A 13899-nucleotide genomic window follows, 5' to 3' on the forward strand; every position below is an offset into this window, starting at 1 on the left:
GGCGAGGGTCCGGCGTCCCCCGGGCGTACCTCCCGAAGCCCGTCGTCGGACCATGCTCCGACGACGGCTCCAGGATCAGCCGAGCCACTCCGGCGCGTGCCGGGCGTCGTCCGGGACATGCTCGGAGAGGAGGTCGCGGAGGTCCAGCCGCATCAGCTCGGCCAGGCGCTTGCTCGGCGTACGCTCGATCTCCTGGACGAGCTTCAGCGCCAGCACGTGCCACTCGGTCGCCGCGTGGGGGCAGGTGAAGACGTCCCGCCGCCGCTTCGAGCCGGCCATCGATTCGGCCAGGCCGGCGGCGGTGGGCACGTCTCGCCTGGCGTCGCAGGCCGTCCCGCAGACGCGGCAACGGGCCTCGTCGAGCTCGCCGGGCTCGGCGTAGATGATGTCATAGCCTTTGTGGTGCATCTCAATACAGCTCATAGATGTGCTCGCCGCCGTGCGCCGGGTTGCCGATGAGCGTCCGGCTGCGGAGGTCGACCACGAAGTCCAGGTGCTCCAGCGGCAACTGGCCGATCAGCGCCGGGGTCCCGTCAGGGACTTCGAGCACGTCCATGGTGCAACTCCGGCCCCGATCGTCAGCCGGACTGCCTCGTACATGCCGGCCTCGCCGACCCCGGAGCTGCTCCGGACCCGCCTGGTGCCCGTCCGGGAGAGGCCGAGGCGTCGGATCATCTCGGTCGGCAACGAGAGCAGGGTGGCTCCCGTGTCGACGAGGGCATCGGGCACCGTCTCGGCTCGGGCCTCGTCCGGGGTCATCACTCCCTTCTTCACGGCCCAGAGATCCTCGAGGTTTTCGATCCTGGCCTCGGTCACGGCTCGACCCACCGGTTCCGTCTCCATCGGTTTGCCTCCTTCGAGACGATGACTCCCACTCGGCCATGCGATCGGAAAGGATCCGCCCTCGGCCAACTCCGCGACCCGGGCCGGAGGGAGGCTCACGACCGGAAGGCCTCCGGCACCGGCGGGGCGGCCGGACGGTCGGGGCGGAAGTCGGTCAGGTCGACGAACGGGCGGCGCCCGAGCAGCAGGTCCGCCACGACCTCGGCGGTCGCGGGCGAGAGCTGCAAGCCCGACCGGCGGTGGCCGGCGGCCACGATCAGGTTTTCATACCCCGGGACGACCCCGATGATGGGCCGCGAGTCCATGCTGCCGGGCCTCAACCCGGCCCAGGTGGCCTCGACGGCCGAGTCGGCCAGCACCGGGCAGAGGCGGATCGCCAGGTCGATCAGGTCCCTCGAAGCCGAGGCGGTCGGCCGGGCGTCGAAGCCGGCGTCCTCCTCGGTGGCGCCGACGAGCACCCGGCCGTCGTCCCGGGGGACGAGGTACCGGCTGCCCAGCTCGACGATCCGCCGCAGGACCGGCCGCTCCGACCGCAGCAGGACGATCTGCCCCTTCACCGGGGGCGTCGCCACCCGGACTCCCAGCGAGCCGAGCAGATCCCCGGTCCACGGCCCCGCCGAGACGACCGCCGAGCCGCAGGGGATCGGCCCCGCCGGCGTCTTCACGGCGATCACCCGACCGCCGCTGACCTCGAATCCGGTGCATGGCACGCCGGGGAGGAGCCTCGCCCCCCGCCGCCCGGCCGAGTCGGCCAGCGCCCGCAAGTGCCGGGGGTTGCGGATCTGGGCGCGGTCGGGCACGAAGTAGGCAACCCGGAGCTCGGGGCTCAGTGCCGGCTCGACCCGGTCGAAGTCCCTCGGCTCCAGCCGCTCGAAGGCGATCCCCTCGGCCCGCCAGCGGCCCGCGGCGGCCATCAGGTCGTTCTCCCCCTTGGGATCGAAGGCGACGTCGACGGCGCCGGACCGTCGGTAGCCGTTGTCGATGCCCGTCTCCTCCCGGAGCCGCTCCGACCACTCGGGGTACAGGCCGGCGCTCCGGGTCCGGAGCCTGGCCATCGGCAGCGCCTGGGGGATCTCCGAACCCGGGGCGATGATCCCCGCCCCCGCCCAGCTCGCCTCCCGTCCCAGCTCCCGGCGGTCGAGCACGACCGGCCGCAACCCCTCCCGCGCGAGCAGGTAGGCGATCGACAGGCCGATCACGCCGCCGCCGACGACGACGACATCCGGGTGCGACTTCGATTCGGGCATCGGTCCTCCTTCGAGTCGATCCTAGCAGAACGGCCCGATCGGCGCCGATCCGGTGGGGATGCGGGGCGGGCGAGCGTCGAGCGGCCTGCGAGGCCGGGGCTCGCCCGGCCGGCCCCGATCCATCCCCACCCTCCCCGGGACGGCATGCCGTCCCCCTCCCCCCTCCTAGGCGACCCGGCGAGGGTTCCCCCTCCCGGCCCCGGGTTTCGACCTGGGCCCTTGCCAACGGCCGATCGGCCGACCATAGTGCACACTGCGCGGCCCCACCCCGCCCGTCGACCGAGGCCGCCCCGTGTCGGCATCTTCCGCGACGCGATGCGACGCGAGACGCCATCGCCCCCCAGGGAGGTCCCCCCCGATGCCACCTGAAGACATCAAGGCCCCGGACGCCGTCGAGCGACCGGGCCACAGCCGCCGCGACTTCCTGCGGGGCTCGGGCCTGGCCGCCGCCGGCGTCGCGCTGGCCGGATCGGCCGCCGACGAGGCCCGAGCCGACGTCGAGACCGTCGACGGCGTCGAGATCTATTCCGGCTCCTGCCCGATCGAGCTGCAGGTCAACGGCGAGGCGATGAGCGTCACCGTCGAGCCGCGCTCGACCCTGCTCGATACGCTCCGCAACCGGCTCGACGTGACCGGCCCGAAGCGCGTCTGCGACCGGGCCAGCTGCGGCGCCTGCACCGTCATCCTCGACGGCGACGCGGTCTACTCCTGCACCACCCTGGCGATCTCCTGCACCGGCCACGAGGTCCGCACGCTGGAGAGCTTCGAGACCGCCGAGGGGAGCGTGCCGCACGCCTTCCACCAGAACGACGCCCTGATGTGCGGCTACTGCACGCCGGGCTTCGTCACCGCTTGCCAGGCCTGGCTGGAGAAGAACCCCGGCGAGGAGCCGACCATCGACGACATCAAGCAGGGGCTCGACGGCAACATCTGTCGCTGCGGCACGTACATCGGCGTCTTCCAGGCGGCCCTCGACGCCGCCAAGGCCATGCAGAACGGGAGGGCCTGAGCCATGGCGACCTGGCCCGAAACCACCAAGGTCATCCACACCGAGGTCCCCCGGCTCGACGGCCTGGCCAAGGCCTCCGGCCGAGCCAAGTACCCCTCGGACGAGCGGCCCGACGGCCTCCTCTTCGCCGTCGTGCTGCACAGCCCCCACGCCCACGCCAAGATCACCAAGATCGACACCTCCGAGGCCGAGTCGATCCCCGGCGTCAAGGCCGTCCACCTGATCGCCCAGGAGGGGGCCACCGTCCGCTACCACGGCGAGGAGATCGCCGCCGTCGCCGCCGAGACCGAGGAACTCGCCCGGGACGGCTGCCGCGCCATCAAGATCGACTTCGAGGTCCTCCCCCACGCCGCCACCGAGGAGCAGGCCCTCGCCGAGGGCGCCCCCAAGCTCACCCCCCGGGGCAACACCCAGGAGGGCCGGGCCCAGGAGGACGGCGACCCCGACGCAGCGCTGGAGCAGGCCGCCGCCAAGGTCGAGGGGCACTACTCCCTGCCGGTCATCACCCACGTCTGCTTGGAGACCCACGGCCAGGTCGTCCGCTGGGACGGCCCGGACAAGATGACCGTCTGGGCCAGCACCCAGAACGTCGACGGCGTCGAGGCCGAGATGGCCGGGGCCTTCGAGATCCCGGCCCCCAACGTCACCGTCTTCACCGAGGTCATGGGCGGCGGCTTCGGCTCCAAGTTCGGCGCCGACAGCTGGGGCGTCACCGCCGGGGAGCTCGCCAAGAAGGCCGGCCAGCCCGTCTGGCTGTTCCTCGACCGCGTCCAGGAGCACCTCACCGCCGGCAACCGCCCCAGCGCCTCGGCGAAGATCACCCTGGCCGCCGACCAGGACGGCAAGATCACCGCCCTGGTGGCCGAGACCCAGGGCACCGGCGGCATCTCCCGGGGGGCCGCCTTCCCGCTGCCCTACGTCTACGAGGTGCCCAACAGCCGACGGGTCCACGTCGACGTCCGCGTCAACGGCGGCAACGCCCGCGCCATGCGCGCCCCGGGACACCCCCAGGGCTGCGCCATGATGGAGTTCGCCGTCGACGACCTGGCCGAGACGCTCGGCATGGACCCGCTTCAGGTCCGCCTCAAGAGCCTCGCCCAGGAGGACATCGTCCCCAGCGGGGCCGGGGACCCGGTCAACCGGACCGAGGTCTACAAGGAGCAGGTCGAGCTGGGCAGCAAGGCCATCGGCTGGGACCGGCGCAAGAGCCGGGCCGACAACGCCAAGGCCGAGGGCCCGCTCAAGCGCGGCTTCGGCATGGCCCTGCACCAGTGGGGCGGCGGCGGGCGGCCCGACAAGCAGGTCACCTGCATCGTCAACCCCGACGGCTCGGTCGAGATCCGCAGCGCCACCCAGGACATCGGCACCGGCTGCCGCACGATCCTCGCCCAGATCGCCGCCGAGGTCTTCGGCCTGAAGACCACCGACATCACCTCCAACATCGGCAACTCCCAGTTCCCGCCCGGCCAGGCCTCCGGCGGCTCGACCACCACCCCGTCGATGGCCCCCCCGGCGTATAACGCCGCGCTGAAGGCCCGGGAGGCCCTCTTCGCCAAGATCGCCGGCGCCCTGGACGCCGAGCCGGGCGACCTGGAGGCCCGCGACGGCGTCATCCTCGTCAAGGGCGAGCGCGAGGTCCCCTGGAAGGAGGCCTGCCGCAAGCTCGGCACCATGCCGGTCAACGTCACCGAGGGCTACCTCGAAGGGCTCACCGCCCAGGGCGTCGCCGGCTGCCAGTTCGCCGACGTGACCGTCGACGTCGAGACCGGCGTGGTCAAGCTCAACAAGATCGTCGCCGTGCAGGACACCGGCCTGATCCTCAACCCCCTGACCTGGAAGAGCCAGGTCTACGGCGGCGTGATCATGGGCCTCAACTACGGCCTCTTCGAAGAACTCGTGATGGACCCGACCACCGGCCTGTCCCTGAACCCCGACATGGAGCTCTACAAGCTCGCCGGGGCCAGCGACATCCCGGAGATCGAGATCATCCCCTTCGACAACGAGCAGATGCGCAAGCGGGGCGTGATCGGCGTCGGCGAGCCGCCGACGATCGCCACCGCCGCCGCCATCGGCAACGCCGTGGCCAACGCCCTCGGCACCCGCGTCCCCAGCTTCCCCATGTCCCCCTGGAACGTCCTCAACGCCCTGGCCAAGGCCTGATCCCCCGCCGTCGGCGACCGGTCGCCGGAGCCGTCGGGCCGATGCGATGAGACACGAGCGATGACGCATGGCGGATGGTGGATGACCGACTTGAGTTGACCGCCCGAGCCCGGGACCCCGGTCATCCGGCATCCGACATCCTCGCTCGCCCATCCATCGGCCCGCCCCCCCGCCCGGAGCCGCCCCGAGGATCGCCCCGAGGAGCTACCGATTCCCATGAATGCCTTCGAATACGCCAGCCCGACCAGCGTCGAGCAGGCCGTTCGGGCCCTGGCCGGCGCCCAGTCCAGCGAGGGCCTCTCCGGCGGCACGGACCTGCTCTGCCGCCTGAAGGATTACATCTCCAGCCCCGACCGCGTCGTCTACCTCAAGGCGATCGGCGACGAGGGCTTCCGCGGCATCACCGCCGAGGGCGACAAACTCGCCATCGGTGCCGGCACCACGTTGGCCCAGTTGCTCGAGGACGAGACGATCGCCTCGAAGTACCCGGCCCTCAAGCAGGCCGCCCGGTCGATCGCCACGCCGCAGATCCGCAACATGGCGACCGTCGCCGGCAACCTGCTCCAGCGCCCCCGGTGCTGGTACTATCGCTCGGGCTTCGGCCTGCTCGGCGGCCGCCGCGACGAGGGCTCCCAGGAGAAGCTCGTCCGGGAGTTGGAGGGCGAGTTCGCCCCCTACAACATCAACCTCGTCGGCCTGCCCGAGGACGGCCACCTCGTCCGGCTGGGCGACAACCGCTACCACGCCATCTTCATGACCGACGGCGACGCCCTCTACGTCAACCCCTCCAACCTCGCACCCGCCCTGATCGCCCTGGGGGCCGAGGCCGAGGTCGTCGGTTCGAACGGCAAGCGCACCGTCCCGGTCGCCGAGCTGTACCGCGTCCCGACCGAGGAGGGAGAGCGCGAGCTGACCACCTCGACCGACGAGGTCATGACCCGGGTCGTCGTCCCCGCCCCCAAGGGCACGAGCGCCTTCTACGAGATTCGCCAGAAGATCTCGCACGACTGGCCGATCGTCATCGCCGCGGTGAGCCTGGCGATGGACGGCGACACCGTCTCCGAGGCGTCGATCATGCTCGGCGGCGTCGCGCCGATCCCCTACCGGGCCGAGGCCGCCGAGGCCGCGATCAAGGGCAAGGCGATCGACCGCTCCACCGCCGAGGCCGCCGGCCAGGCCGCCACCGAGGGGGCCCAGCCGCTCTCGAAGAACGCCTACAAGGTCCCCCTGGTCAAGACCGCCGTCAAGCGCGCCCTGCTCCGGGCCGCCGGCGACGAGTACTGGTCGAAGATGGAGGCCTGACCTCGTGCGCTCGATGAAGCCCAAGCCGGATCCGGCGGCGGCCCCCGAGCCCGACCCCGAGGCCGCCGCCCCCCCGGCCCCCGAGCCGGCCGAGCCGCCGCCGCCCCCGGAATACCAGATGGTCGGCCCCCCCTGCGCCAAGCTCCGCAGCAAGGGCATGTACGTCTACACCGACGGCTCCTACGAGTCGCACGGCGACTACGACAACACCATCTACTGGTGCCTCCGCACCCACAAATCCTTCGGGCCCGACGACGACCTCGCCCAGAAAGACCTCTGCTGCGACCCCTCCCGGTCCTGCTACGAGCCCCTCTGAACCGGACGGGGCCGAGCCGGCCCTCCCGACACCCCCACCGCCCCGATCCGGCGATCCCCCCTGGACCGCCGGAGTCGGGGCGTTCGAGCATCCCGACGCGGCACGTTTCGCGTCGCGCCGCGGGGCCCGACGCACAGGCCGACCTCCCGACCGCACAACAGGTTAAGCCGCACACTGCCTCCCGAATCGGAGGTCCGCGCCGGGGGCCCGGGGGGCGAGTCGGCGATGGTTCCCCGATTTTCTCGCCCATGTGGGGAAAACTGCGGAGCCCTTGCAAACAAATTGTCGCTCAATTAGATTGGTCATTGAGATCGTGCTGGCGTGCCAATCGTGTCGACGATAACACACGCGAACGATTGAACTGCCCGATTGGAGACGGACAGCGACAGGTCCGAGCCACCCGGGGTCGGGGTCGCATCCATCTTCGCATGATCAGGATTCGTTCGAGACCGTCGGAGCCGGTGTCCGGCGGATCGAATTCAGGCTGAGGTCGTTCATCCATGCCGTTCGCATCCTCGTTTCGTCGTGCCTCGGCGCTCGCGCTGGCCGTCGCTAGCCTGTTTGTCGTCGCGGGTTGCTCGGGGGGAGGCGACGAGCCTGCTCCCGTCCCGAATATCACGGTGAATCCGTTAGCGGCCCCGCCGCCGGGCGGCGCGGAGACCAACGCCGGTCCCGGCTCCAGCGCCGCGACCGACTCGACCTTGAATTAAACCGATCCTCAGCCCCGCGGCCGGTCGGCGCGGCTCCCCACCCCGCGACCGACTCGCCCCTGAATCATCGCCCACCGAGGAGCTACCGCGACCTCACTCGCGGGTGGCTCGCGTTCTTTGTTTGATTTCAGGCCCGGTCGGCTCGGTCCGCCCGGGTGCGGGGCGGCGGCAGTTGACCCCGTTGTGCCGCGCCATGCCCACGGGCGAGACGCGACTCCAGCGGGGTGTGATTTCCTCTCTCATCCCTCTTCCGGAAGGCATGTCCATGGGTTGTTTCCATCGGAACGATCGACGGGGTTTCACCCTGATCGAATTGCTGGTGGTGATCGCCATCATCGGTGTCTTAATCGCCCTGCTGCTGCCCGCGGTGCAGAGCGCCCGCGAGGCGGCCCGACGCGCCCAGTGCACCAACAACCTCAAGCAGCTCGGCCTGGCGCTGGCGAACTACGAATCGTCCACCCAGTCGTTCCCGCTCGGCGGCAACAATGGCCCCGGCGGGCCGACGACCAACGACAACCGCTACTGGGGCGCCTGGAGCCCCCACGCGATGCTCCTGCCGTTCATGGAGCAGACCCAGGTCTACAACGCCATCAACTTCAACTACTTGGGCCGCAGCGACGGGAACGGCGAGCGGGGCAACTATACCGGCGTCTCCACCCGGATCAACACCCTCCTGTGCCCATCGAGTTCGCCCCCGAGGACCACCTGGAACGTTGACTCCAACCTGGGGATGAACAAGCTCTTCGCCGGCAACAACTACTTCGCCAGCACCGGCTCGTCGATCATGTGGATCGGTTGGCCGACCGACATCCCGAATGGTCTGTTCGCCGTCGGCGGCGTCCCCTTCAGCTCGCGCGACATCACGGATGGCACCTCGAACACGGTTGCCTTCGGCGAGTTCCGCACCGGCGACTACGACGACTCCAAGAACTCGATCCAGGACTTCGTGGGGATCCAATGGAATGCGAGCGCCTTCCCCAACATGCCGAACCGGAACATGGACCGGCCGCCCGGCAACATGCCGGGCCCCGGCAACGTCGGCGCCGCCGCGCTGCTGACGGATCTTCAGACCGCTGGAGCCTTGTGGGCCTCCCGGACGCCCAACAACTACGGCCAGAACCCCAGCGTTCCGAGTAACCAGCGGAGCTGGAATGGCCGGATGTGGCACGTCGGCAACTACGGCCACGCCCTGGGCAACCTGCTGGTGCCCCCGAACTCCCAGTATCCCTACATCCAGTACTGGGACTCCAACAGTGACTTCGACTCGGCCGGCATCGTCGGCCTGACGAGCCAGCACCCCGGCGGTGCCAACGTCTGTTTCGCCGACGGCTCGGTGAGGTTCCTCAAATCAACCCTCGCCTACCAGGTCCTCTGGGGGCTTGGCTCGCGAGACGGTGGCGAGGTCGTCAGCTCCGACCAGTATTGATCCCGATGCCGACCGGCCCGATCCGGCCGGCAAGGCGAGCATCGAGGCGGGGGCGGCGGGCCGGATTCGGGCCGCCGCCCCCGCCTCGTTGCGCCCGGGTCGGGGTCCGGATGGCGGCGGCGGGGCGACTCGGCCTACAATACCGGCAAGGCCCGGATCCCGGCCGGCGACGGCCCGGCCGATCCGACCGGCCCGGTGACCGGACCGCCCCGCCGGGCCTCGACGGCCGAACCCCCGAGACCGCCGATGTCCAGCCGCAACGCCGCCGGCCACCCCGCCGGCGCCCGCACCCGAATCGCCCCCGCCCGGTCGATCGACCGCCTCCGAGGCCGCCTGGCCGACGCCACCCGCGCCGAGATCCGCTTCGACCGGGGCAGTCGGGGGCTCTACGCCACGGACGCCAGCCTCTACCAGATCATGCCCGTCGGCGTGGTCGTCCCCCGCACCGTCGAGGACGTGGCCGCCACGGTCCGGGTCGCCGCCGAGGAAGGCGTGCCGATCATCCCCCGAGGCGGCGCGACCAGCCTCTCGGGCCAGGCCATCGGCGCCGGGATCGTCCTCGACGCCTCGAAGCACCTCACCCGGATCGGCACCGTCGACCGGGACCGGATGACCGTCCGTGTCCAGCCCGGCGTGGTCCTCGGCCGCCTCAATGCCGAGTTGAAGCCGCTCGGCCTGATGTTCGCCCCGGACGTCTCCACCACCGACCGCGCCACCCTCGGCGGCATGATCGGCAACAACTCCGCCGGCGCCCGGTCGCTCCGGTTCGGCAAGACGGTCGACAGCGTCCGCTCCCTCGACGTCGTGCTCGCCGACGGCTCCACCGCCACCCTCGGCCCCCTCGGCCCGGCCGAACTGGCCGCCGCCTGCGCCCTCGACGGCATCGTCGGCCGGACTCACCGGACGGTCCGGGACCTGGTGAGGGACCACGAGGATGCCATCCGGAGGCACTTCCCCCACCTGCTCCGACGGGTCAGCGGCTACAACCTCGACGAGTTCGTCCCCGGCCTCCCGGTCCGGGCCCCGCAGGCCCCCGACGACCCCTGGGCCTTCAACCTCGCCAAGCTCGTCGTCGGCTCCGAGGGCACCCTGGCCGTCGTCACCGGCGCCGAGCTGAAGCTCGTCCCCGCCCCGGAGCACCAGGGCCTCGTCGTCCTCTCCTTCGCCACCATCCCGGCCGCGCTCGACCGTCTCCAGGAGATGCTGGAGACCGGGCCCGTGGCCGTCGAGATGGTCGACCGCGCGATCATGGACCTCGCCGCGAAGAACCCGGAATACGCCAAGAGCCTCGGCTTCGCCGCCGGCCACCCCGAGGCCGTGCTCGCCGCCCAGTTCTACGCCGATTCGCATGACGAGCTGGTCGAGAAGACCGCCGACCTCGCCCGACGCTTTTCGGGCGCACCCGGCGTGCTCGGCATCCGGACCACCCTGCAGGACGCCGCCCGGGACGACTTCTGGAAGGTCCGAAAGGCCGGCTTGTCGCTGCTGATGGGCATGGTCGGCGACCCCAAGCCAGTCGCCTTCGTCGAGGACACCGCCGTCCCCGTCGAGCGGCTCCCCGCCTTCTACGACCGCTTCCGGGCCATCGTCGACCGCCACGGCACCGTCGCCTCCTGCTACGGCCACGCCGACGTCGGCTGCCTGCACATCCGCCCCGTCCTGAACATGAAGGCGCAGGAGGACGTCGACAAACTCCGATCCATCGCCGCCGAGGTCTCCGACCTCGTCCTCGAATTCGGCGGCTCCATGAGCGGCGAGCACGGCGACGGCCTCGCCCGGAGCCGGTGGAACCGCAAGCTCTTCGGCGACGAAATCTACGGCGCCTTCCGCTCCATCAAGGACGCCTTCGACCCGCACGACCTGATGAACCCCGGCAAGGTCGTCGCCGAGCCCGACCCCGGCGTCGACCTCCGCTTCGGCGCCTCCTACCGCACCCCGCTTGAGCCCCGGCAGACCGCCTTCGACTTCTCCGACCAGGGCGGCTTCGCCCGGGCCGTCGAGCTCTGCTCCGGCGTCGGCGCCTGCCGCAAGACCGGCACCGGCACCATGTGCCCCAGCTACATGGTCACCCTCGACGAGGACCACTCCACCCGAGGGCGGGCCAACCTGATGCGCCTGGTCATGTCCGGCGCCTTGCCGAGCGAGGGCATGGTCAGCGCGGATCTGGAGCGGGCCCTCGACCTCTGCCTCCAGTGCAAGGCCTGCAAGACCGAGTGCCCGTCGAACGTCGACATGTCCCGGCTCAAGTCGGAGTACCTGCACCAGAAGTATCGGACTCGGTCCATCCCGCTCGGCTCCCTGCTGGTCGCCCACGTGCATCGGCTCAACGCGATCGGCTCCGCGACGGCTCCCCTGTCGAACGCCCTGGCGAAGTGGTCCCCCGTCCGTTGGCTCATGGAGCAGATCGCCGGGTTCGACCGCCGCCGGGTCGTCCCCGAATTCGATCGGGACCATCTCCGACGCTGGTTCCGCCGCCATCGGCCGGATCCGAGGGCCGGTTCCCGGGGCCGGGTCATCCTGCTCGACGACTGCTTCACCACCTACAACCAGCCCGCCGTCGGCCGGGCCGCCGTGTCCGTGCTGGAGGCCTCCGGCTACTCGGTCGAGCTCGCCGGACTCCCCTGCTGCGGGCGGCCCGCCATCTCCAAGGGCCTGCTCGACCTCGCCGGCCACTGGGCGAGGCAGAACGTGGCGAAGCTCGCGGCCGACGCCCGAGACGGGGTGCCGATCCTCGGCTGCGAGCCCTCCTGCATCCTCACCCTGGCCGACGAGTACCGCGCCCTCCGCCTCGGCCCCGACGCCGACGCGGTGGCCGACGCCTCGATGATGATCGACCGCTTCCTCGCCGACCCCGGCCGGGTCCCCGACCTCCCCCTCCGGCCCCGGCCGGGCCGGGTCCTGCTGCACGGCCACTGCCAGCAGAAGGCGACGGTCGGCACGGCGGACACCGTCGCCGCGTTGCGTCTCATCCCCGGCCTGGAGGTGGCAACCCTCGACTCCGGCTGTTGCGGCATGGCCGGCTCGTTCGGCTACGAACTCGGCCACTACGACGTGAGCGTCGCCCTGGCCGAGCGCGTCCTCCTGCCCGCCGCCCGGGCCGAGCCGGACGCCCCCCTCCTCGCCCCCGGCTTCTCCTGCCGGAGCCAGGTCCACGGCCTGGAGGGGATCGACGCGCTCCACCCCATCGAGCTGATCGCCGCACAACTCGACGCCGCCGCCCCCACCGCGCAAGCTCCCCGTGCCGAGGCCACCCGATGACGACCGCGACCGCCCGAATCCCGTTCGCGTCGGTCCTCCTGATCACCACTCCGGTCCTCGCCATCGCGGACGGCCCCGCGCCGCCGGCCGGCCGGATCGCCGCCGACGTGGCTGCATTGGTCGGCTTCGGCACCCGGCACTCGCTCTCGGACCAGAACGACCGGGCCGCCGACTGGCTCGCAGGCCGATTCCGCGAACTCGGCTACGACGAGGTCGGTTTCCACGAGTTCGCGATCGGCGGCCGGACCCGGCGGAACGTGATCGCGACGATCCGGGGCACCTCGCACGCCGATGAGGTCGTCCTAGTCGGCGCCCACTACGATTCCCGGAACCGCCGCATCGGCGACGCCGAGGGCCCCGCCCCCGGAGCCGTCGACAACGCCTCGGGCACCGCCGCCCTGCTGGAACTGGCCCGCTCCCTCGCCGGAGACGCCGATCGGCCCGGCCGCACCGTCCGGCTCATCGCCTTCAGCGGCGAGGAGCAGGGGCTCGTCGGCTCGCGTGCCTATGCGAACACGGCGAAGGAGGCCGGCACGACGATCGCGCTGATGATCAACCTCGACATGATCGCCCACCCCATGGACGAGGACGGCCTCGCGATCGTCGTCGAGCGTGACTCCGGCCTCCGCGACCCCGAGAACGACGAGGACTCCGCCTCCTGGGCCTCCCGGCTCGAATCGCACGTCAGGGACGCCGGCCTGATCCCCAGCCCCGGCCCGCTGTACGGCAGCGACTACATGCCGTTCGAGGCGATCGGCGTCCCCTGCGTCGGCCTCTTCGACGGCGCCGACCGCGCCCCCTTCTACCACGACGAGGCCGACACGCCGGACCGGGTCGACCCGGACTACTGCGCCGCCGCCACCCTCGCCACCCTGTCCCTCATCCGAGAGGCGGCCGACCCGGGTTTCGCCCCCGGCCGAAGGGGACACGAGGCGCCCTGACCGCCCGGTCGAGGGGACGGGGCCCCCCGGGCGTCACCTCGCCGTTTCGATCGCCCGCCGCAACTGGACCTTGGTCATCCTGGAACGGCCGGAGACGCCGAGCTGCTTCGCCCGATCGTACAGCTCATCCCGAGTCATGGGACTGCCCGAGCCCGGTGATCCCGACTTCGAATCCGACGCCGAGCCTCCCTGCTCGACCTCCTCGAAGGCCCGCTTGATCGCCGGGGTCCAGGGGACGTACTGCTTGCCCGCCTTGCTCTTCGTCGTCTTGGTCCGCTCGGCCTCGCGCCTCTCCTCGTCGCTGAGGGCTTGCCAGACCATCTTCGGCAGGTAGCGTTTGGTCTTGCCGCCCTCGCGGGCGTCTCCCTCCCCATCGACGGTCTGCCAGTCCTGGTCGGTCCATTTCTCCAGGGACTTCGCCGCCTCGTCCTTGGTGCCGGAGGTGTAGCCTCCCCCCCGCTTCTCGTACTCCCGCACCAGCAGTTGGCTCTTGCGGGCCGACCACTGGCCGGGCGTGCCGCCCTTGTCGGAGGCCTTGAGGTCCTCCTTGATCTCCGCTCGGAGTTCCGGCCTGGTGTACTTGCTCTTGGTCTTCTTCCGGGCCATGGCGCGGTGCTCCGGGGCCGCCGATCGTCGGGCGGAATCGGTCGGTCGATTCATCGGAGCAAGCCGCGTTCCGATCCGACC

12 protein-coding genes are annotated in these 13899 nt (G+C 71.1%); 7 read left to right on the top strand and 5 right to left on the bottom strand.

The genetic code is table 11. The features are described 5' to 3' along the window. Positions 1-75 precede the first annotated feature (75 nt). From ElP_RS31480 to thiO, 4 genes are all read right to left on the bottom strand, one after another. Entirely contained in the window at positions 76-423 is a 348-nt protein-coding gene (locus tag ElP_RS31480) for a hypothetical protein (RefSeq protein WP_145277023.1), read from the bottom strand. Further along, positions 410-556 carry a hypothetical protein gene (locus ElP_RS38930; protein ID WP_197446523.1) on the bottom strand — a complete coding sequence of 49 codons (147 nt, stop codon included), beginning with the start codon at positions 554-556 and terminating at the stop codon, positions 410-412. The genes ElP_RS31480 and ElP_RS38930 overlap by 14 nt, the downstream gene beginning before the upstream one ends. Further along, positions 517-843 carry a retroviral-like aspartic protease family protein gene (locus ElP_RS31485; protein ID WP_145277025.1) on the bottom strand — a complete coding sequence of 109 codons (327 nt, stop codon included), beginning with the start codon at positions 841-843 and terminating at the stop codon, positions 517-519. The genes ElP_RS38930 and ElP_RS31485 overlap by 40 nt, the downstream gene beginning before the upstream one ends. Positions 844-938: 95 nt before the next feature. Then, positions 939-2090, bottom strand: a complete 1152-nt coding sequence (thiO, locus tag ElP_RS31490) for a glycine oxidase ThiO (protein ID WP_145277027.1) — start codon at positions 2088-2090, stop codon at positions 939-941. A 358-nt stretch (positions 2091-2448) separates the two neighbouring features. Here thiO and ElP_RS31495 point away from each other — a divergent pair, with 358 nt between their 5' ends. The 7 genes from ElP_RS31495 to ElP_RS31525 all read left to right on the top strand — a co-directional run bounded on the left by ElP_RS31495 (position 2449) and on the right by ElP_RS31525 (position 13212). Beyond that, positions 2449-3099: a (2Fe-2S)-binding protein gene (locus ElP_RS31495; protein WP_145277029.1), complete on the top strand. Its 651-nt coding sequence runs from the start codon at positions 2449-2451 to the stop codon at positions 3097-3099. Positions 3100-3102: 3 nt separating this feature from the next. Next, positions 3103-5259 (top strand): xanthine dehydrogenase family protein molybdopterin-binding subunit, encoded by a 2157-nt coding sequence (locus tag ElP_RS31500; RefSeq protein ID WP_145277032.1) that lies wholly within the window; start codon positions 3103-3105, stop codon positions 5257-5259. Positions 5260-5475: 216 nt separating this feature from the next. Next, positions 5476-6561, top strand: coding sequence for an FAD binding domain-containing protein (locus ElP_RS31505; RefSeq protein ID WP_145277034.1), 1086 nt, complete (start codon positions 5476-5478; stop codon positions 6559-6561). 4 nt (positions 6562-6565) lie between these two features. Then, the gene (locus ElP_RS40170) at positions 6566-6877 is read left to right on the top strand and encodes a hypothetical protein (protein WP_231749336.1); all 312 of its coding nucleotides are present in this window, start codon (positions 6566-6568) and stop codon (positions 6875-6877) included. 975 nt (positions 6878-7852) lie between these two features. After that, complete coding sequence (locus ElP_RS31515; RefSeq protein ID WP_197446524.1) at positions 7853-9013, top strand: DUF1559 domain-containing protein; 1161 nt, start codon at positions 7853-7855, stop codon at positions 9011-9013. A gap of 246 nt (positions 9014-9259) precedes the next feature. Beyond that, entirely contained in the window at positions 9260-12271 is a 3012-nt protein-coding gene (locus ElP_RS31520; RefSeq protein ID WP_145277038.1) for an FAD-binding and (Fe-S)-binding domain-containing protein, read from the top strand. After that, positions 12268-13212, top strand: a complete 945-nt coding sequence (locus ElP_RS31525) for a M28 family metallopeptidase (protein WP_145277040.1) — start codon at positions 12268-12270, stop codon at positions 13210-13212. Before ElP_RS31520 ends, ElP_RS31525 begins: the two co-directional genes overlap by 4 nt. Positions 13213-13245: 33 nt before the next feature. Here the strand turns inward: ElP_RS31525 and ElP_RS31530 are convergent, their stop codons facing one another. Further along, positions 13246-13818 (bottom strand): hypothetical protein, encoded by a 573-nt coding sequence (locus tag ElP_RS31530; RefSeq protein ID WP_145277043.1) that lies wholly within the window; start codon positions 13816-13818, stop codon positions 13246-13248. Positions 13819-13899: the final 81 nt, after the last annotated feature.

This window comes from Tautonia plasticadhaerens (genome assembly GCF_007752535.1).
GTDB lineage: Bacteria > Planctomycetota > Planctomycetia > Isosphaerales > Isosphaeraceae > Tautonia > Tautonia plasticadhaerens.